The organism is Acinetobacter sp. 251-1 (genome assembly GCF_030329305.1).
Lineage (GTDB): Bacteria > Pseudomonadota > Gammaproteobacteria > Pseudomonadales > Moraxellaceae > Acinetobacter > Acinetobacter piscicola_A.
On record NZ_JACANS010000020.1, the window covers coordinates 1 to 20,924 of the forward strand.

The window sequence follows — 20,924 nt, forward strand, 5'->3', positions numbered from 1 at the left end:
CATCAATCAATGAAAATAATTTCGATCAATCAACCAGTAAAAATCCACACAAGTTGTTCTTCATATTCTCTTAATGAATTATTTACCACCTCGTCAGTGATAAATAAGACGCAATAAAAACTCAACAACTTAACCCTGTAAGCTAAGTTTGTTTGCTGTATCGCGTCGGGATGAGCACAGTATAGGGAATTTTAAAATGCTTGCAAGTACTTTTAAGCATTTGTTTTATTGAGTGTCTTTTTTTTACGCACCAATATGATGCATATTTACTCAATTTCAAGTATAAGTTTTTAATTATAAAGCAGAAATATGAATATAATATTTCTGCTTTATTTTTTATTATTTTTTCGCAGTATTTATTTTCGTTTGAATACTGATAATTTTCACAGCTTGTACAGGTACGTTTTGGTATGGTCCTAAATTTTGTGTAGGCACATTGACAATCTTGTCAACAATATTCATGCCTTGAATCACTTTACCAAATACAGCATAACCAGGATTTCCTGAAGCTTTATTCAAAAAGTCATTATTTGCGACATTAATAAAAAATTGACTGGTGGCTGAATTTGGATCATTGGTTCTTGCCATTGCCAAACTACCACGTGAATTTTTCAAACCATTGCTTGCTTCATTTTTAATTGCTGCTTGCGTTGGTTTTTCTTGCATATTGCTATCGAAACCACCGCCTTGGATCATAAACCCCGGAATCACGCGATGAAAAATAGTGCCATTATAAAATTGACTATTTACATAGTTTTTGAAGTTTTTTACTGAGATGGGTGCTTGCTGGTCATATAGTTCAATTTCTATATCACCCTGATTGGTTTTAATTTGCATATGTGTGTTGGCAAATATTGAACTCGAAGCCACTAAAAGTAACAACGATAGACTCAGTTTTTTCATGCTTTATTCCTTGGCTTAAATTTCAGTTCTTATAGACTACGATGAACTAGCATGCAGTCTTTATCAATGATGCTTTTATTTACCATTGGATTTAAAGAAGCTGAATGTAAAGCTGAACTCGGGTTTTAGAAATACTTTCATTTCACATAAAACAAAAGTATTTCTCTAGATCTCATGATTATTTATTTTTGTCCCAAAATTTTCTGAACTCTCTACTCATTTCAATCACGTTTCTTTTTGCTTTTCGTGAAATTGGAGTCAAGTTGATAAAACCATGCGTTTGATCTTCGTAATCATGGTAATGAACTTTGACATTGTTTTGACGTAGCTTATAAGCGTAAATTTTACCTTCGTCATGCAATACATCATGCCCTGCTGTAACAATGAAAGCGGGTGGTAATTTCTTAAATGTGCCATAGGTTGGTGAAATTATGGTTGCATCAAGTGGTACATTGTATTTTGTCGCATAGTATTCAGTCACATAGTCAATATCTGAGCTAGTTAAAACCAAACCATCCTTATAGGCAAAGAATGATGGATGACGGCTCTTAAAATCGACCGCTGGATAAATCAAAAACTGTGCTTCAGGTGCATAAGCTTTATTTACTGTTCGTTGTGACAGGACTGCACAAATATTTCCACCTGCACTATCGCCTGCAATCGCTATACGATTTTTAAATATTTTGAATTGACGACGGTTCTGATAGACCCAAGCCAACGCATCTTCACAGGATTGAATTAAATCATAAGGTCCAACCTCTGGTGCAAGTGGATATTCAATACTCAGTACTTGTACTTTGGCATGTGTGGCAATGAGTCGACAGACTTCATCATGCGTGTCCACACTTCCCACCACGAAACCACCACCATGATAAAACACCACGATAGGTAGTTTTTTGCTTGGTGCAGGATGGTAATGGCGTGCATAGATACTGCCACTTTGCAAAGGTAGACGAATGTCTTCAACAAATTGCACAGATGTAGGTCTGTTCACAATCGATTGCATTTGCATTTCAAATTGTTTACGTGAAGATTCAACATTTGCACCAATAAATCCAGCCTTGCCCTGTTTTAATTGGGCAGCCATCATACATTTAGTGAAACTGTCTAATTGTGGGTACTGATAGGGATAGCCCAATAATTTTGTTAATGATTCTTGCACAAACTTAGGTAAACGATCCAAAGAACGCGCCGCAGGACCTTGTGCCTTTTCTATTAATTCTTGGATGTTATTGTTCAAAGCGACCATAGCTCGTCCTTCTGTTTACTTGATTCTTCATATTTTCTACACGATCAGCCTTTAGCTGACTATATTTGTATATAAGTCTCGCAATCCATATACAAATATAAAACTCAGATACGCTAATCTGACTACATAGTGCTTGTCATTAGCATTTTTGCTTTAAATCAGTTTTTTTATGCTATTCGGTTAATTTATTTTGGAGGCAGTCAAGATGATGAAAACAATTATTGTATCAATAACAACTGCTGTATTGACTGTCGGTTGTGTGGCTTTTCCTGATGATGGCTCTTATCGTCAAGGTGGTTATTACGGTGGAAATTATGGCGGTTATGATCGCGACCGCCGCTATGACCGCGATCATGATCGTGACCGTTGGGAAAGAGAACGCGCTTATCGTTTACAGCAAGCTCGCTTAGAACAACAACGTCGCCAACAACAAGTTGACCGTGATCGACAACATCAACGTGACTGGCAACGACGCGAAAAACAACAACATTTAGATCGTCAACGTAGAGAACGTGAACAGCAACGCTTACAACAAATCCAAAGACAGACTTGGGAGCAGCGTCAGCAGCAGAAACCAAACTTTGAAAACAATAAACGAAAATGGGAACAACAAAACCAACGTCGAGATGATAAAAAACGTGATCAGCGCAGAGAGCATGATCGTGACTAATCACTTCTATACATCATAAATCAATCAAAACCTGTATTCACGCAGGTTTTTTTGATTCAAGCTTGAATATCTTTAAACCTCAATACTTTAAAAAAATAAGTCATTAAAAAATAGACAGTAAGGCATCCTAACTACTGTCTATCTATTTCACCTAAATTTAACGGTTATTGTGCAGCAGGCTGCTCAACCACATCGGCTTCTGGATTCACTTGCACAGGTGCAGCTTGTTGTAATGTTGGGTCAGATTGCACCGCAACACCTGTTTGTGATGATGTCTCCACGCTTGCAGCTTGTGCAGAGCTATCTACTGGTGCTTGTTGTGTTGCTGCGGTTTCTGGTGCACTGCTCGATTCTGTTGAAGTACATCCAACGGCAGCCAAAGATACGCCTGCCAATACAAGTGAAATTAAACCTAACTTTTTCATTTAAAAATACTTCCTTTCTAGACTCTATAAACAACACAAAGATTCAAATTCTTTGTGTTGCCTATGATTCCTGATATTTATTTGCATTGCGTGTGTTCTTAGTTAGACTTTTAAGCACATCAGGTAAAATGTTGTAGATATTTTATTAATGTTTAAATCGGTCTATTTTCATTAAAATTAGTCTAAATAATCTACTGTTTTTAGAGTAAAAATAGATAAAATTTTGCTTTAAATTTAACAGATATCCGCACAACATCAGTTAAATATCGCAATATAAAGCTCTATTTACCTTACATTGTAAAATCGATGTTTTAGCCAAAAAAAAGCGTATCCAAGAGGGTTGGATACGCATTGAAAAAGTATTTCTAAATTACACAGGATTAACTACAGCGAAAAGAATAGCGCTTTCAATCCAAAATAAGAAAGATTTTATTTTAATCACATTATTGGTTTTATGTATAAATATTAAGCAGCAAACAAAATGATTTGTACCAACAAAATGCTGATGAGGGGTAAATTTTTGCGAATTTCTCTGTAAATTCCCTACAAAAAATATCAAATTGTAAGTAAATCTTAGAAATATACGAAATAACAGTAAATAATCACCGCAATAACTTGAATTTTTTGGCGATGCCCACACATTTTGATTATTAACAAATTAAACACTCATGGCAGTTCAGCTTAAACACAGTGAACCCTGATGCCAAAAAGGACTGTACATGTTTAAGAACCCATTTAAACGGAGTAAATCTATGGCGACTGAGCAAAACCAAGACGCTCAAGATCTTCAACAAGAGCAAGCAGAACAGCAAACTCAAGCTGAAACCGAGCAAGCTGAAGTTTCAGTTGAAGATTTACAAGAAAAAATTGCACAGCTTGAAGGTGATTTAAAACTTGAAAAAGCACGTACTGCCAATGCTGTGTATGAAGCACAAAAAAGTGTAGAGCGTATTCAACGAGAGTCTGAAAAACATAAAGACACGGTACTCGAAAAATTTGCTAAAGAGTTATTGGATTCTGTTGATAACCTTGAGCGCGCGATCCAAGCCGCAGGTGAAGACAATGCAGTACTTGAAGGCGTGAAACTTACCCTGAAATCATTACTTACTACATTGGAGAAATTTGGTGTTGTAGAAGCAGATACAGCAAATGGCTTTAACGCAGACTTACATCAAGCAGTAGGTATTGATCCAAATGCTAAAGCCAATGAAATTGGCAACGTTTTACAAAAGGGCTACACCCTAAATGGTCGCTTGCTCCGCCCTGCAATGGTTATGGTCGGTCAATAAGGTCAAAATATTTGAGAGTTTTTTAAAATATTTTCTAAAAAATAACTTGAAAAATTTTGAATGGCTCTCATATCGGATTACAAGAAAATGCCTTTTGTATTCCCTAATAAATAAAAGGGAAAACGAAAGGATTCAAAAGAATTTAGAGGAATAAATGAATGGCTAAAATTATTGGTATTGACTTAGGTACAACAAACTCATGTGTTGCAGTACTTGAGGGTGACAAAGTTAAAGTTATCGAAAACGCTGAAGGCGCACGTACAACTCCTTCTATCGTTGCTTATAAAGATGGCGAAACTTTAGTGGGTCAATCTGCTAAACGTCAAGCAGTGACTAACCCTAAAAATACATTGTATGCAATCAAACGTTTGATCGGTCGTAAATATCAAGACCAAGCAGTACAAAAAGACATCGGCATTGCACCATTTAAAATCGTGAAAGCGGACAATGGCGATGCTTGGGTTGAAGTAAACGACAAAAAACTTGCACCACAACAAGTTTCAGCAGAAATTTTGAAAAAAATGAAAAAAACTGCTGAAGACTATTTAGGTGAAACAGTAACAGAAGCAGTGATTACTGTTCCTGCATACTTCAATGATGCGCAACGTCAAGCAACAAAAGATGCAGGTAAAATTGCAGGTTTAGATGTTAAACGTATCATCAACGAACCAACTGCTGCGGCACTTGCGTTCGGTATGGACAAAAAAGAAGGTGACCGTAAAGTTGCTGTATATGACCTAGGTGGTGGTACATTCGACGTATCTATCATTGAAATTGCTGACTTAGATGGCGACCAACAAATCGAAGTATTGTCTACAAATGGTGATACATTCCTTGGTGGTGAAGACTTTGATAATGCATTGATCGACTATTTAGTTGAAGAGTTCAAAAAAGAACAAAACTTCAACTTAAAACAAGATCCGCTTGCACTTCAACGTTTAAAAGAAGCAGCTGAAAAAGCAAAAATTGAGCTTTCTTCATCGAACTCAACTGAAATTAACCTTCCATACATCACAGCTGATGCAACTGGTCCTAAACACTTAGTGATCAATGTTACACGTGCAAAACTTGAAGGTTTGGTTGCTGACTTGGTTGCTCGTACCATTGAGCCATGTAAAGTTGCGCTTAAAGATGCAGGTCTTTCGACTTCTGACATCTCTGACGTAATCTTGGTGGGTGGTCAGTCACGTATGCCACTTGTACAACAAAAAGTACAAGAGTTCTTCGGTAAAGAGCCACGTAAAGACGTGAACCCAGATGAAGCAGTGGCGATTGGTGCTGCGATCCAAGGTGCCGTACTTTCAGGTGACAAAACTGACGTACTTTTACTTGACGTAACACCGTTGACACTTGGTATTGAAACAATGGGTGGTGTATTAACACCAATCATTGAGAAAAACACAACGATTCCTGCGAAGAAATCTCAAGTGTTCTCAACTGCTGCGGACAACCAACCAGCTGTAGATATTTCAGTTTACCAAGGTGAACGTAAAATGGCTCAACAAAACAAGTTGTTGGGTAACTTCCAATTAGGTGACATTCCCCCTGCTCCACGTGGTGTGCCACAAATTGAAGTATCGTTCGACATCAACGCTGATGGTATCTTAAAAGTATCTGCGAAAGATAAGAGCACAGGTAAAGAGCAATCAATTCAAATTAAAGCAAACTCAGGTTTGAGCGATGCTGAAATTGAAGCGATGATCAAAGATGCTGAAGCAAATGCTGAAGAAGACCGTAAATTTGAAGAGTTAGCAAAAGCACGTAACGAAGCTGATGCACTTGTATCTTCTGCTCAAAAAGCAGTAAAAGATTTGGGCGAGCAAGTGACTGCTGATGAAAAATCTGCAATCGATGCTGCTGTGTCTGAGCTTGAAGTTGTTGCAAAAGAAAATGATGTTGATGCGATCAAAGCAAAAACTGAAGCTTTACAAAACATCATTATGCCAATTACGCAACGTGCGTATGAAGCGGCTCAAGGTCAAGGTGGAGCTCAAGGTTTCGACCCGAACCAATTTGGCGGTGATGCTGGTCAACAACAGCAAAAAGCGGACGATGGCGTAGTTGATGCTGAGTTCACTGAAGTGAAAGATGACAAAAAATAATTTGTCGCTTTAAATAAAAAACCGCTCAAGAAATTGAGCGGTTTTTTTTATACTTCAATTTACTCTATATTGATCACGTTTATAAAATGAGAATGACAAGAATGCAAAAATCCCCTGCTATTTCTTTACCTATATTTTATAGCTTGATTGCAGCCCAATTCATTCTGCCAATCATTGCAGCATTGGTCGATATACTCAGTCCACAACCTGAACTTGCATTACTCGACAAAACCTTATATATCGAACCACAAAGCCTTGAACTCTTTATCATCACAGGCGCAACGATTCTAATTTCCATCATTAGCATTGGCTTATTTTTACGAAAAAATTGGGCTCGAAAAGCTTATTTATATACATTTTTCCCAGCCTTTCTCATCTACTTTTTGCCTTATATGCATTGGATTTATATGAGCAGTTTTGCCGCTATTTTCAATGACTTGGCTTTTGTAGCTACAGGCATTTTGCTGACAATCTTAGCAATTCCAGCATTGTATCAGCCTTTATTTGAAGAAAAAAATTAATTTCTTAAGATTTCAGCATAGCGCACACTTAAAGTTCACTTGCGCATTTTTGAATTTAAGTTAAATTAGCAATATTGCAACTTTCAAATATAAAAAATGCGCTTTTGGTTGATTGTTTTCACGATTATTTTTACTGCTTATTTTTCTATACAGCGTTATTTACACCCGCACCTAAACCACAATTCTACGATTGACCGCATTTCTCACCCGCTAGATACTCGCTTACGTTATCGCATTGGTGAAATTGACCCACGTTTTCATATGAGTCGTGAACATTTAGCACTTTTAGCACAACAAGGTGCAGATATTTGGCATCAAGGTACTATGAAAGGCCTATTTGTTTATGACCCTCACGCCAAATTAGCCATTAATTTAATTTATGACGAACGCCAAGCAGAGTCCACAGCCCGCCAACAAGAATTAAATATTTTAGAAAATACGCAACAATATCAAAATAATGAAAGATCAAATATTGAAAAATTACGTGCCGAATTAGATCAGTCTAATCGTGAAATAAACATCTATAAAGTGAATTATGAAAGCAAAGTTTCCCAATATAATCAGTTTGTGCAAAGTATTAATCAATCAAATCAATCCTTGCATCCATCAACGCAAGCACAATTAGAACAATTAAAAAATCAACTAGATACTGAACGTATCAATCTCAGTCAAAAACTGGCACTACATAATCAAAAAGTAAATCAACTCAACCAACTCGTGGATGCCTTAAACTCAAATACCCAACAATTCAATCATTCAGTCGATCAATTTAATGCTCGTTTTCAACCGCGCCAATTTGATAAAGGTGTGTTTAATGGTGAAAGTATTAATATTTATGAATTTCAATCTGATGCAGATCTGCGTGTAACGATTGCACATGAACTTGGTCATGCACTCGGACTTTTACATAATACCGACCCAAAAGCACTGATGTATCCCATAATGAAAGAACAAGATTTGCAAAACTTTAGATTAACCGCTGCAGATTTAGCCATGCTAAACTCACGCTAAACATGACTTTATGCTTATTTAAAACCCATATTATAAATAAGTATTAATTTTATTTTCTGAAAATCATGCTATGGTGATCATAGATATTTAAAGGAGATTCCTGTGAGTTATTATCATATTATTCTTGAAGTAAATGATCATATCAGCACGATTGAACAAACACGTGATATTGAAATTTTTGATATTACTGAACTTCAGCCTTATCTCCATGCTATTTTATTGCCTTATTTCAATGAACAACAAATCGAACTCGAAGATGAAAATATCGAATTCGCTGATATTTTACATATTGAAATTAAACAAACTTTGCTCCCGATCCAACATTTAATTGAAGAAGAACAAAAACAATTACCAAGCGATACAGATGTAACCATCACCGCTTATGAAATTTTCAATGATCGTGATCATACGCAAGATGTTACGGCTGTGATTTTAGATTTATTAGAAGCTGTGAAAATTGATCAAATAGATATTGAATAAATCTTTATACCTCACTACATCATATAAAAAGGTCTGCCATTGCAGACCTTTTTTAAAATTTAAATGATCAATACATTTTACTGCATCATACTTTTTGCCGCCTCATTACGAAATGCTTTTAAAATCTGCTGCCCTGCACGACCTGTTGGCTTTAAACCCAATTTATTTTGTTCTTGTTGAATGGCTTGACGGGTTTTATCGCCAATCAAACCATCTGCATCACCAATATCATAGCCTTTTTTCAACAAATAATTTTGAATTTCACGACGTTCCGCACGAGATGTTCCCGCATCATCTGTTGGCCAAGCTGTTTGGAAAGCTCCCTTACCTTGTAAACGATCAGATAAATGAGCAATCGCCAAAGCATAACTTTCTGCTGCGTTATAACCATAAATCGCATCAAAGTTTTTAAATACTAAAAATGCCGGACCATTCGCACCTGCAGGCATCATCAAACCTGCTGATGACGCACCTGATAAATTACCTTGAATAATCGGTGTACCATCTACACGGGTAAAACCACGACTTTGCCAAGAACTTAACGACTTTTTATTACGTCGACTTTCACCACCAACCGAAGCACCATCGGGAATTCTGACTTCAAAGCCCCATGGCATACCTGTTTGCCAACCACGTTTTTTCAAGAAATTTGCAGTAGATGCTAAGGCATCAGCAGTACTTGAAACCAAGTCACGACGACCATCTCCATCAAAATCAACAGCTAATTCTTCATAAGTAGATGGCATAAATTGAGTATGACCAAATGCCCCTGCCCACGAGCCTTTTAATTGTTCTTCACGTAGATCACCGCGCTGTAAAATACGCATAGTGGCAAAAAATTCACCTCGGAAATAATCTTGACGACGCCCCTCACAACTCAAAGTGCCCAAAGCTTGTAATAACGGATATTTACCCGAAATATCACCAAAATTACTTTCTACACCCCATACAGCAACAACCGTTTCAGCAGGCACACCATATGCCGCAGCCACACGATTTAGAATATCGCGGTGTTGCGCTAACATTTGACGACCTTTTTCTACACGTTCCTCATCCACCAAACCCGAAAGATAATCCCAAATCGGGGTAGAAAATTCAGGTTGATAATTCAACTTCGCAATCACTGAATAATCAGGTGTTAAATTCTGCGTATAACGGTCATAGGTTGAACCACTCACGCCTGAAGCAATCGCACGTGAACGTAAATTGGCTAAACAACCTTGAAAATCACGTTGGGGGGAATAATCTGAAGTTGTATTGGCAATCACAGAAGTTGCACTAACGGATGATGTTTGACCATTAATCACCAATTCAGCATTTGCCTGTGTCATGGCGAAAAGAGCAGTACCACATAAAAAAGATAAGCTACGCATATAATCCACAAAATCTTTGTTCATTAAAATTATGTAATTAACATACCATTCTGTGGATAAAATGACAGAAACAAAACGTAAATTTTAAATTCATTTTCTACTTTTTAAATTCATAATTCATTTTTTGAATTTAAAAAACTATCCACAGGCTAAACATTCTTTAATGTTTGAATTTAAAACTATCTCAAAGTTTTAAATTCAAACTATTATCAAAAGTTATCCACAAACCTTTCGATTTTAAATCTTGCAAAAATAAGATCTAAAGCATTTAATTTTATTCATTTTTTATTTAAATTCAAAAGGGGATTTTTAAATTTAAAAAGCAATTTAGATTGAATTTAAACTTTACCTTTTTAAATTCAAAAGTTTTGAATTCATTTCTCAAAATTTGAATTCAAATATTGCAATAGGCTCAATTTAAATTCAAAAATAAAAGTTTGAATTTAAATCATGAATTAGCATAATTAGAGGAGATTAATGTTCATACATGCTCGATGCCGAGATGATGAAAATGAAAGGTCGACATCATACTGAAATAAAAAAAATAAAAAAGCGACCAAAGGTTTGATCGCTTTTTTTACATGCAAATTTAGATTTAAATGCTCATATCTTCGCTAAGTGCCAAAGGATTTGGTAAAATTTTCGCCAATTGACGGCATAAATTCGTCAATTCAGCGCTGTCATTTGGCATTAATGTAATATGACCAATCTTACGACCTTCACGCTCTGTTTTATTGTAAAGGTGTAAATGAGCACCATTTAACGCTAAAACTTCTTCAGATTTTGGATATTGTCCAATGATATTGATCATCACCGTTGGACGAACCACTTCAGTTGAACCAAGCGGTAAACCTGCCACTGCACGAATGTGATTTTCAAACTGAGAGCATACAGCGCCTTCAATCGACCAATGTCCTGAGTTATGCACACGTGGTGCCATCTCATTGGCATATAAGCCTTTTTCAGTCACAAACAACTCAAGTGTGAGTACACCAACATAGTTCAAATGATTAAGCAGGCGAGTGATGTAGTCTTGTGCCACAGGTTGTAAATCTGTGCTATTCGGTGCAGGTACAATCGAATGTGACAAAATACCATTGTGATGATGATTTTCAGCCAAAGGCCAAGTTTTCACATCACCATCTATACCACGTACGGCAATAATTGAAACTTCACGAGAGAAAGTCACAAAACTTTCTGCAATGAGTTCACCTGCTGGACCTAATTCTGCCCATGCTTGATCAATTTGATCTGCTGAGCGCAAGACGAACTGACCTTTACCATCATAACCACCACGAGAGGTTTTCAGCACGATGGGTAAGCCAAGTTCTGCCACTGCCGATTGCAAGCTTTCCAATGAAGTTACTGCTTTATAGGGTGCAACAGGAATCGCAAGCTCATCAAATAAAGCTTTTTCAGATAAGCGATGTTGTGCAATCGCTAAAGCTTGACGCGGTGGGTGTAAATCTTTTTGCTTGGTCAATACATCAACATCAATCAACGGCGTATTTTCAAACTCAAGACTAAATACATCTGCACTGGCAATGAAGTCTTGTAGACCATTTGCAGCCTTGGTTGAAAATACTGGACCTAATGCTGCAGAAGGACAGTCTGTATTGGCTTCAAAGAAAGTACATTGAATATTGAGCGGTAAGGCAGCTTGCGCCATCATACGACCCAATTGACCGCCACCAAAAATCCCAATGGTTTTATTCATAATCTATGTCCTATGTTCAGCTTGGCTTTAGATTTGACCTGGAATATTTTTGCTCGCCACTTTTTCAGTTTGCGCAGCACGGAATTCTGCAACATTTTTTGCGATTTCAGGACGTGTTAAACCTAAAATTTGTGCTGCCATAATGGCTGCATTGGTTGCACCTGCAGGACCAATTGCCAATGTACCTACCGCAATTCCCGCAGGCATTTGTACAATTGAAAGTAATGAATCCACACCATTTAAGATCGAAGATTTTACGGGTACGCCCAATACAGGAAGATCAGTTTTTGCCGCACACATGCCCGGTAAATGTGCTGCGCCACCTGCACCTGCAATAATCACTTGAATACCCCGTTCACGTGCAGTTTCAGCATATTCAAACAAACGATCTGGTGTACGGTGTGCAGAAACAACTTCCGCTTCAAAAGGAACACCAAGCTGTTTAAGCATATTGGCAGTGTTTTCTAAGGTTGCCCAATCTGACTGAGAACCCATGATAATTCCAACTAGAGGTTGAGCGTCTTGTGCTGCGGCCGCATTCATTGCAAATTTTCCAGAGATTAAAAAAGTAGAGATAAATCTCGACGAGAGAGCCAAGCTTTAATAAGAGCCCCATATTATAGACTGATTTTTCATCTCAAGAAAATTTAACGGACGTAGTAGGGCGATATTTTCATTATTTTTTTGGAGAATATGAAAATTATTTAAATACTTTGGTTTATTGACTTCTAAACACAAAATATACACAGCCCAATAAGCATAAACCTGCCCATACATAATCAAGTTTAAAGGGTTGTTTAAATAGGAAAATCATAAAAGGAACAAAAACTAGTAGAGTCACAACTTCCTGTGTTATTTTCATTTGCCCAATAGGCCAACCTTGTTGTGCTAAAAGTTTAGTCGCAGGAATCATTAGACTATATTCAAACAGGGCAATCACCCAACTGAATAAAATCGCCTGCCAAAGCGGTGCATCGTGCGGTAAAAATTTTAAATGCCCGTACCATGCAAGCGTCATAAAACAGTTGGCAAGGATGAGGAGTAAAAAGGGAAGCAGCATGTTATTTTAAACACAGTATAATGATGCTAAATTACACAAAAATATCAACAAAAAAGAAAGCTATTATTTATAAATTTTTATTGGAAATAGACGTATGGGTATAGATCTTGATCTTATAAATTCTCAATTAGATTTTTCACACGAAACTCCTCAATATTCAGAAATTCAAGCCTTATTCAAGAAAAGTTTAATTGAAGGAAATACTGAATATGCACAATCAATTTACTTTCATCATGATCACTTTCAAAATACCTCCAATTCATTCGAACTGGATGAATTTGCCATCCGCTCTAAAGAGCAAATGTATGTTGACTGGAGAAAAATAGATGCACTAGATGTAGCAGCATCGCCATACAACTACATGTTATTTGCATTTTACTTATATCTTGCGTTGTTTAAACAACAAACCATTACGCTTCATTTAAATCATAAAAATTCTTTTATTGATCAAATCGTTATTAAACCTATAGCATTTTATCAATTTGATATAAATATAGAAAAAATAGAATATTCATTTAGCGAAATTTATTCATATCTAGATGCCTTATATCAAACTAAACAAAAATTAGAATTTATTCAAACGACAGGTTTAGAGGAAATTGAATCTCATAAAATAAATTGGGAAAAAGATCGCAAAACTATTCTTATTCAAGGAGATTTTTTTCGCCTTTTTCATACTGCCGAATTGATTCTAAACTTTATCCACCCATTAAATACCACTGATGAATTAGAACTGACAGGCATTGTAGGATATAAAGAACACTTGACAGCACTCAGTGCAAATATTGTTTTTTGGCGACCAAATTCAATCGGGTACTTTCTGGGTTGGGATGAGGGAGAATAGATCATTAAAACACAACAAGAAAAACTATCTTTTCCCTTAAACCCTTGCTATCGTTGCTTTCAAATCGAATCAACCTTTTAAGTTAAATTTATAATGACAACACCACAACAACAAAGTGATGTGTCTATAAAAGCAGTGGAGTAAGAACGAATGCATCTGCATATTTTGGGTATTTGTGGCACTTTTATGGGTTCATTGGCACTGTTAGCACGTGACTTGGGACATAAGGTGACAGGTTCAGACGCAAACGTCTATCCACCCATGTCAACCCAACTTGAAAATGCAGGCATCACCTTGATGCAAGGCTATGACCGCAGTCATTTACAACCCCATCCTGACCTTGTGATTGTGGGCAATGCCATGAAGCGCGGTATTGATGCGGTGGAATATATGCTCAACGAAGGTCTACCGTATATTTCAGGTCCACAATTCCTTGCAGATCACGTATTACAAGGCAAGCACGTACTGGGTGTTGCAGGCACACATGGTAAAACCACAACCACAACCATGTTGGCTTGGGTACTTGATCAGGCAGGTTTAAATCCAGGCTTTTTAATTGGTGGTGTTCCTTTAGGTTTTAGTGAAAGCGCACGTTTAGGCGGTGGAAAATACTTCTGTGTAGAAGCCGATGAATACGATTCTGCATTCTTCGATAAACGTTCTAAGTTCGTGCATTACCATCCCAAAACAGCCATTTTAAATAACCTTGAATTTGACCATGCGGATATTTTTGATGACTTAGCCGCAATTCAAAAACAATTCCATCACTTAGTTCGTACTATTCCAAGTGAAGGTCGTATCATTGCGCCGATCACTGAAAGTAATATTGATGAAGTCTTGGAAATGGGCTGTTGGACACCTGTGGTTCGTACTTCTTTAGATGCAAATGACTCTGCTGAAGTCTATGCAGAACAATTGTCTGCGGATGGTTCACATTTCAAAGTCTTACAACACGGCGTTGTCAAAGGTGAAGTGAAATGGAACATGACAGGGCAACATAGTGTCGCCAATGCTTTAGCGACGATTGCAGCTGCTGAACATGTTGGTGTTTCAATTGAAACTGCATGTGAAGCCTTATCTAACTTTGGCGGTGTAAAACGCCGTATGGAACTGCTTGATACAGTGAATGGTATCGAAGTTTATGATGACTTTGCACACCACCCAACGGCGATTGATACCACACTTGAAGGTGCACGTAAGCGCTTAGGTGAACGTAAACTTTGGGCAATCATTGAACCACGTTCAAATACCATGCGTATGGGTTCGCACAAAGATGGTTTGGCGCATTCTGCACGTTTAGCTGATGAAGTCATTTGGTATCAACCTGAAGGTCTAGACTGGGATTTACAACCTGTGATTGATGCTGCACCCAATAAAGCTGTGGTTGCTCGTACTTTGGATGACATCATCAACACTATAGTTGCTGAAGCAGGTGAGGGCGATGCCGTGGTGATTATGTCTAACGGTGGTTTTGGTGGTTTACATCAAAAATTGATTACGGCATTAAAAGCTAAATAAGCTGTTATAAAACCATTAATTTAATTTAGAAAAACCCGCAAAAGCGGGTTTCTTTATGTGCTGAAAACATGGCGCTTAAAAATAATTTTGATAACCTCGATTTTGATAACCAATATGATGTTTTGTAGGTTTTTCTACATTTGCAGTCTGTAATAAAATTTTGAGAAAGCCATCCATCTGTTCGACTGTTAATAAATTAGGCTTAAAATGGCTTAAGCCAATATTTTTAAAGTAATTTGAAATTTTAGTATTAGGATTTACATATTTCATCGACCATTGTTTAAAACTCAATTCAGTAATAGAGCAAATGTGAAATAGATGAATATCAGTATGTCGACTATCGCGTTGGATCGACTCAAATAATGCTAGAACTTGCTCTCTTTCACCTTCGAGACATTGAAAAAATGAACCCTCAGCATAATACAGTACCCCGACAATACCTTGTTGGGCATTAAATCCTCGCGCTCTGGATAAAATATCACTTAAATCAAGCAGCAAATCATTGTCACTTTCTACTCGAACACTGGCATAGCATAAGCGAATCATAACTTTTCTTCTTTATCATGGTTAATTTTATTATTGCTCATTTTTTAATCATTTGTAATTTTTTTCTCACAAAATTCATCTGTTCTGATCACTCAATTTTCTCTGACCACTAAGCGATAATAAGAAATAGGAGAAGTAAACCGATTTTTCCCTGAGTGAACCTAATTGTTAAGTTTTTTTATTCGAGAATAAAATGATTAAAAATTTATTATTGCTCACGATCCTACAAATTTTTTACATTGGTCTTGTACTATTCTTACATAAACTTGGGTTGAACGAGTTTATCAATATTGCCATCATGTCATTTATTTTAGGTATATGTAGCCATTATCTACTTAACACTTGGATATTTAAATTAATACTAGTTTTTTGCCTATCCATACTCTTTATTGCTTTACATGGTTATCTGATGTGGGCTGTATTTATGAGTTGTTATGGTTTAGCACTCACGATTTTTCAATTTAATCTCAATCATTCTGTCCAAAGTAAATATAAGCTTCATCCCCATTGAGGCTTATATTCCTGCAATACATTTCTTTTATAGCATCACATCAGCAAAGCTTTTATCACGTCTAAACATAACATCCACATAGGAGCAAGTCGGCACAATTTTTAACTGCTTTTTACGTGCAAAATCAACCAAAGTATCCAATAACTGACGTGCCATACCTTGCCCACGTAGAGAGTCATCTACCCAAGTATGATTAGCGATGATCTTATCTTCACCACTCCACACATAACTGATCTCAGCGATGCGTTGACCTTGCTCATTTTCTAAAAAAAATTCACCTTGATTTGCATCATCAATATGTTGGAATTGCATATTTTTATCTCATCAATAATTTATCAATATAAATTTAACAAAGTTCATGCAAAAAGAAAATTTGATTAAACAAGATCCTTACGATGAAAATAACACATCACGAATAGATTCATCTTTATCAAAGACTGACTTTGCAAAAGGACAAAGCGGTATCACTGCTATGTTTTGTTCACGTGCAAATTCAACTAAATTATTTAACAATTTACGTCCTACACCTTCACCACGCAATTCATCTTCAACTGTGGTATGGTCAATAATCAATTTATCCTCACCTGCCCATGTATAGGTCATTTCAGCCAAGCGATGACCTTCCTCGCCAATATAAAATTCGCCTTTTTTAGCATCATTTTTATGCTTGATTTCTAACATTTTTCTACCTCTTGATAAAATCAGTATTTTTCAACATGCCATAAATATTCAATATTTTCTGTTAAGTTTTTTTATAAATTTAAAATCATCAGCACAGCACTTAAAGTCAATAATCACAAAATCTTCAACTTAAAATATAGCGTAAAATGCTGTTAGACTCAGGTTTATCGCATTCTACTCACAGATCAAAGAAGGGCACTATGAAAAAATGATCACGACCAACTAATGATCTTCTTTCTACATATTTCTAAACTTTATTTCACTTAACAAGCCCGCCAAATCAGCCTAAAATTTAGCTCGCATTATTTAAACGATTGACGATGTCAGCCTCTACTACTCCCCAAAACCCAAGATCAGCATCCACACCAAATCAAACACAGCAATGGATCAGTGTCATTAGCCTTGCTTTTGCTGCATTTATTTTTAATACCACAGAATTTATTCCTGTTGCTTTGCTCAGTGATATTGGTCAAAGCTTTGCTATGCCTGCCACCGATGTGGGCATCATGATTACCATTTATGCATGGGTGGTTGCACCGATTTCCCTCCCCATCATGTTATTGACTAAAAATTTTGAACGTAGATTTCTACTGATCGCATTATTCTGCGTTTTTATTCTCAGTCATACCTTGTCTTATTTTGCATGGAATTTTGAAGTTTTATTGCTCAGTCGCATCGGGATTGCTTTTGCCCATGCTTTATTTTGGTCAATTACAGCTTCTCTTGCTGTGCGTGTTGCCCCTCAGGGCAAAGCGTTTCAAGCCTTGGGCTTACTTGCTACAGGCACAGCTTTGGCCATGGTCTTAGGTATTCCATTTGGGCGCATCATTGGTGAAACATACGGATGGCGTAATACTTTTGCATTGATCGCCATTGGGGCTGCGATTGTTTGTTTAATTTTAGCCAAAACTTTACCCAAGCTTCCGAGTGTCAATTCAGGCTCATTAAGCAGTTTAAAAGTATTCTATCAACGTCCAGCCTTAATGATGGTATTTGCACTCACCATTATTGTGATTACCGCTCAATTTACCGCATATAGTTATATTGAGCCTTTTGCCCTAAATATTGCACATTTCAGTTCATCACAAACGACAACCTTATTGCTGATCTATGGGGCTGCTGGCTTTTTAGGCTCTTATTTATTTGGAAAATTTGCTAAAAAATATCCAAAACTCCCGATCCCATTGAGTAGTGCTGTACTCGCAATTTCAATGCTATTGCTGATTCCACTTGCAACTGACTTTATTTATTTTAGTGTGGTGAATTTATTCTGGGGAATGGCGATTATTTGTTTTAGCCTTGCACAACAAGCCAAAGCCCTAAATTTAGCTTCGGATGCTACAGATGTCGCAATGGCAATCTATTCAGGACTTTATAATGTCGGCATCGGCGGTGGTGCTTTACTGGGTGGGTTCGTTACAGCACATTATGGTTTAAATCACATTGGCTTAGTCGGAGGCGTCTTAGCACTGCTCGGCACAATATTGGCCTGCATTTTAGTGACTCGTAAAGATTTTTAACTGCAATTATTCTGAGGAAATGTGTAAAAAGAAATTGCGTCAGTTTAAAAATTATGCAATATTAATCACATTAAGTATCCACGTTTGATACTTATTCCAAATTCATTGAACAAGGGGAGTAGCCTCTCCAAATGATCTCTATAGGATTATAAATTTTATATAGAGACCAGATGTCAGAATATCGTCATTACGCATTTTTTATTTACACAAATAAAAAAGCCGGTATCTGAGCATTATCTGTCACAGATAATGTAGGCAAGACTTTGATCATGTTGATACAGATGTTTAATCGTCTGGCAACTGGTCATGGTCTTTTTTTATGCCTGATTGATTGCCAGAAATGGAGTTTTTATGGAATCAATCGGTAATCTTTGGCTGTATTTTGCATTTTTTGCAATTGTTGCAGTCATGCTTCTCATCGACTTTCTAGGCTTTAAACAAAAAGAAGGGCAAGAAGTAAAAGTTAAAACCGCAGCGTATTGGAGTATTGCTTGGGCCACGGTTGCAACTTTATTTGGTGGTGGTTTGTGGTTGTATCTACAACAAACCGCAGGTGCGACCATCGCCAATACCAAAACCATGGAATATTTTGCAGGTTATTTACTCGAAAAATCCCTCGCAATTGACAACGTTTTCGTCTGGATGATGATCTTCGCAGCTTTTGCTATTCCGCCCGCTTTACAACGTAAATTATTACTTTACGGCGTACTCGGTGCAATCGTATTAAGAACCATTTTTATCTTTATTGGTGCATGGTTCGTTCAAGAATTTTCGTGGATTTTATATATTTTCGGCGCATTTTTGGTCTATACAGGCTTTAAATTATTGAAAGGTCAAGATGAAGAAGACAGCAATATTGAAGATATGGCGATTCTGAAATGGTTGCGTAAACACATGCGAATTACGCCGAATTTGGAAGGTGGAAAATTCTTTGTCCGTCAAAATGGCGTGTTATGGGCAACGCCATTATTCTTGGTCTTGATTTTAGTGGAAGCATCTGATGTTATCTTTGCGGTCGACTCTATTCCTGCAATCTTTGCTGTCACAACCGACCCCTTTATTGTATTAACCGCAAACCTCATGGCGATTTTAGGTCTACGTGCAATGTTTTTCCTGCTTTCAGGTGCAGCAGCAAAAATGCATTATTTGCCATATGGTCTTGGGATTATTCTCGTTTTCATCGGCTTTAAAATGTTAATGCTCGATGTGTTCCATATGCCAATTTGGATTTCGTTAGGCTTTATTGTGATTGTGTTAGCGATCACTGCATGGTTATCGATTCTATATAATAAGAAACAAACACTAAACTCTTAAGTTCCGTTTAAAAAAGCCTTTCTCAATGAAAGGCTTTTTTAAAATCAATGTCGGGACACAATCTCTAACTTTTCCCATCGCTGCAAAAACCGTTTAGACATCACACGTTGCATAAACACATCATGGCTGACCAACCGATCATTCCAACGTAACTTTAATGTAAATAAATCACACAATCCGAAGGGTGCAATGATCTCTAAATCATCATTTTCTAATAAACGTATTGCCATTGCAGTGGCTGTTTCAGGCCAAACGGACAAAGCCTCATGTAACGAAGCATAAGGCAAAATCGACTGACCATTTTCCGTGCTATACCATGTATGCACAGTGGCTTGATTCACAACATCCCACTCATTTTCAGGGAAATTTTGGATTAATTGTCTCGTAATTTCATGGGTTATTCTTTGATGATCTTCATGCTCATCAAAGAAAATGACGTCAATTTCGCTGTGTATCACATCATAGGTTTGACCATGTAAAACTGACCATACAAGGTTGCGAATCACACCCGCACTCAAATATGCATTGGGTGCAATGTGTCTTAAATAAACCAATCTTTGCCACAACGCTTGTTCACGAAAAATTATTTCTGTCAGGGCTTGATCAAAATTATGTTTTGTAAAATCAAATAGTTGTAGGTTTTTCATGCGTTTTCAACATGCTTTTTTGGAAAAATAGTCACTGTACAATTTCAGCACATGCCCATATTATACAGCGCATAAAATTTGTTTTAATTTTTATTCTGTTAGAAAGCAAATAGATAAAAATACTGAAAATGCAAGGCAGACCATGCGTTCAAAAAAAATCAGTTTAGTCATTGTGCCACTTTTGATGACTGCGTGTAGTAGTCATGATAAACCACTTGTTCAAGATGTTTATAACAGCCAATATGATTGTGCATACGATTGGGATACAGAACTCTGTGAAGAAGAACAAACCACGAGTTCATCCCATAGTGGCTATTATGGCGGGATACGTTATATAGGCCCGCAATATTATCAGGGCAATCGTAAAGTGAATTTTGCAGGGCGTAAAATCCAACCCACAACCAATCTCAGTGTTGGGCAACCTTATATTTCCCAAGTCGCTAAATCAAATAGTAAATCCTCGCCTGTGCGTGGTGGTTTTGGACGTAGTGGCGGATCATTTGGTGGTTAAAACCCACATCCTGAGTTTGCTGTAACAATTCA

At 37.0% G+C, this 20,924-nt stretch carries 22 protein-coding genes; 11 read left to right on the top strand and 11 right to left on the bottom strand.

The genetic code is table 11. The features are described 5' to 3' along the window. Positions 1-339: 339 nt before the first annotated feature. Both HX129_RS14885 and HX129_RS14890 read right to left on the bottom strand, forming a co-directional pair. Positions 340-903 (bottom strand): peptidylprolyl isomerase, encoded by a 564-nt coding sequence (locus tag HX129_RS14885; RefSeq protein WP_174494041.1) that lies wholly within the window; start codon positions 901-903, stop codon positions 340-342. Positions 904-1,081: 178 nt separating this feature from the next. After that, on the bottom strand, positions 1,082-2,152 hold the full coding sequence (locus HX129_RS14890; RefSeq protein WP_130075157.1) for an alpha/beta hydrolase: 1,071 nt from the start codon (positions 2,150-2,152) through the stop codon (positions 1,082-1,084). A 205-nt stretch (positions 2,153-2,357) separates the two neighbouring features. On the opposite strand from HX129_RS14890, the gene HX129_RS14895 reads away from it, so the two are divergent. Next, positions 2,358-2,822, top strand: a complete 465-nt coding sequence (locus HX129_RS14895; protein ID WP_286435046.1) for a hypothetical protein — start codon at positions 2,358-2,360, stop codon at positions 2,820-2,822. A gap of 164 nt (positions 2,823-2,986) precedes the next feature. Here HX129_RS14895 and HX129_RS14900 read toward each other — a convergent pair whose 3' ends face one another. Then, positions 2,987-3,247, bottom strand: a complete 261-nt coding sequence (locus tag HX129_RS14900; protein ID WP_180047031.1) for a hypothetical protein — start codon at positions 3,245-3,247, stop codon at positions 2,987-2,989. Positions 3,248-3,999: 752 nt separating this feature from the next. Between HX129_RS14900 and grpE the strand changes: the two genes are divergently transcribed. From grpE to HX129_RS14925, 5 genes are all read left to right on the top strand, one after another. Further along, positions 4,000-4,536, top strand: coding sequence for a nucleotide exchange factor GrpE (gene grpE, locus HX129_RS14905; protein ID WP_130075161.1), 537 nt, complete (start codon positions 4,000-4,002; stop codon positions 4,534-4,536). Between the two features lie 158 nt (positions 4,537-4,694). Next, positions 4,695-6,638: a molecular chaperone DnaK gene (gene dnaK / locus HX129_RS14910; RefSeq protein ID WP_130075154.1), complete on the top strand. Its 1,944-nt coding sequence runs from the start codon at positions 4,695-4,697 to the stop codon at positions 6,636-6,638. Between the two features lie 101 nt (positions 6,639-6,739). Beyond that, the gene (locus HX129_RS14915) at positions 6,740-7,159 is read left to right on the top strand and encodes a hypothetical protein (protein ID WP_286435048.1); all 420 of its coding nucleotides are present in this window, start codon (positions 6,740-6,742) and stop codon (positions 7,157-7,159) included. 96 nt (positions 7,160-7,255) lie between these two features. After that, positions 7,256-8,170, top strand: a complete 915-nt coding sequence (locus HX129_RS14920; RefSeq protein WP_286435049.1) for a matrixin family metalloprotease — start codon at positions 7,256-7,258, stop codon at positions 8,168-8,170. A gap of 102 nt (positions 8,171-8,272) precedes the next feature. Continuing rightward, positions 8,273-8,650 carry a hypothetical protein gene (locus tag HX129_RS14925; protein WP_130075151.1) on the top strand — a complete coding sequence of 126 codons (378 nt, stop codon included), beginning with the start codon at positions 8,273-8,275 and terminating at the stop codon, positions 8,648-8,650. A gap of 77 nt (positions 8,651-8,727) precedes the next feature. Here HX129_RS14925 and HX129_RS14930 read toward each other — a convergent pair whose 3' ends face one another. From HX129_RS14930 to HX129_RS14945, 4 genes are all read right to left on the bottom strand, one after another. After that, on the bottom strand, positions 8,728-10,023 hold the full coding sequence (locus HX129_RS14930) for a lytic murein transglycosylase (protein WP_286435050.1): 1,296 nt from the start codon (positions 10,021-10,023) through the stop codon (positions 8,728-8,730). Positions 10,024-10,618: 595 nt separating this feature from the next. Further along, complete coding sequence (locus tag HX129_RS14935; protein ID WP_130075149.1) at positions 10,619-11,740, bottom strand: 5-(carboxyamino)imidazole ribonucleotide synthase; 1,122 nt, start codon at positions 11,738-11,740, stop codon at positions 10,619-10,621. Positions 11,741-11,767: 27 nt separating this feature from the next. Continuing rightward, on the bottom strand, positions 11,768-12,283 hold the full coding sequence (gene purE / locus HX129_RS14940) for a 5-(carboxyamino)imidazole ribonucleotide mutase (RefSeq protein WP_130075148.1): 516 nt from the start codon (positions 12,281-12,283) through the stop codon (positions 11,768-11,770). A 175-nt stretch (positions 12,284-12,458) separates the two neighbouring features. Next, positions 12,459-12,800: a DMT family protein gene (locus HX129_RS14945; protein WP_180047021.1), complete on the bottom strand. Its 342-nt coding sequence runs from the start codon at positions 12,798-12,800 to the stop codon at positions 12,459-12,461. A gap of 94 nt (positions 12,801-12,894) precedes the next feature. On the opposite strand from HX129_RS14945, the gene HX129_RS14950 reads away from it, so the two are divergent. Together HX129_RS14950 and mpl are read left to right on the top strand one after the other, a co-directional pair. Next, entirely contained in the window at positions 12,895-13,644 is a 750-nt protein-coding gene (locus tag HX129_RS14950; protein WP_286435051.1) for a hypothetical protein, read from the top strand. A 150-nt stretch (positions 13,645-13,794) separates the two neighbouring features. After that, entirely contained in the window at positions 13,795-15,162 is a 1,368-nt protein-coding gene (mpl, locus tag HX129_RS14955) for a UDP-N-acetylmuramate:L-alanyl-gamma-D-glutamyl-meso-diaminopimelate ligase (protein ID WP_130075145.1), read from the top strand. Positions 15,163-15,237: 75 nt separating this feature from the next. Here the strand turns inward: mpl and HX129_RS14960 are convergent, their stop codons facing one another. The 3 genes from HX129_RS14960 to HX129_RS14970 form a co-directional block, all read right to left on the bottom strand. Continuing rightward, positions 15,238-15,708 (bottom strand): BLUF domain-containing protein, encoded by a 471-nt coding sequence (locus HX129_RS14960; RefSeq protein WP_286435052.1) that lies wholly within the window; start codon positions 15,706-15,708, stop codon positions 15,238-15,240. A 538-nt stretch (positions 15,709-16,246) separates the two neighbouring features. Next, positions 16,247-16,531 carry a GNAT family N-acetyltransferase gene (locus HX129_RS14965; RefSeq protein ID WP_174494052.1) on the bottom strand — a complete coding sequence of 95 codons (285 nt, stop codon included), beginning with the start codon at positions 16,529-16,531 and terminating at the stop codon, positions 16,247-16,249. Between the two features lie 78 nt (positions 16,532-16,609). Then, complete coding sequence (locus HX129_RS14970) at positions 16,610-16,900, bottom strand: GNAT family N-acetyltransferase (protein ID WP_286435053.1); 291 nt, start codon at positions 16,898-16,900, stop codon at positions 16,610-16,612. Positions 16,901-17,220: 320 nt separating this feature from the next. Between HX129_RS14970 and HX129_RS14975 the strand changes: the two genes are divergently transcribed. Beyond that, entirely contained in the window at positions 17,221-18,420 is a 1,200-nt protein-coding gene (locus HX129_RS14975) for a sugar transporter (protein WP_286435054.1), read from the top strand. A 351-nt stretch (positions 18,421-18,771) separates the two neighbouring features. Continuing rightward, on the top strand, positions 18,772-19,734 hold the full coding sequence (locus HX129_RS14980) for a TerC family protein (protein WP_286435055.1): 963 nt from the start codon (positions 18,772-18,774) through the stop codon (positions 19,732-19,734). Between the two features lie 44 nt (positions 19,735-19,778). On the opposite strand, the gene HX129_RS14985 is transcribed toward HX129_RS14980, so the two are convergent. Further along, entirely contained in the window at positions 19,779-20,381 is a 603-nt protein-coding gene (locus HX129_RS14985; RefSeq protein ID WP_286435056.1) for a nucleotidyltransferase family protein, read from the bottom strand. Between the two features lie 142 nt (positions 20,382-20,523). Here HX129_RS14985 and HX129_RS14990 point away from each other — a divergent pair, with 142 nt between their 5' ends. Then, positions 20,524-20,892 (top strand): hypothetical protein, encoded by a 369-nt coding sequence (locus HX129_RS14990; RefSeq protein WP_286435057.1) that lies wholly within the window; start codon positions 20,524-20,526, stop codon positions 20,890-20,892. Positions 20,893-20,924 lie beyond the last annotated feature (32 nt).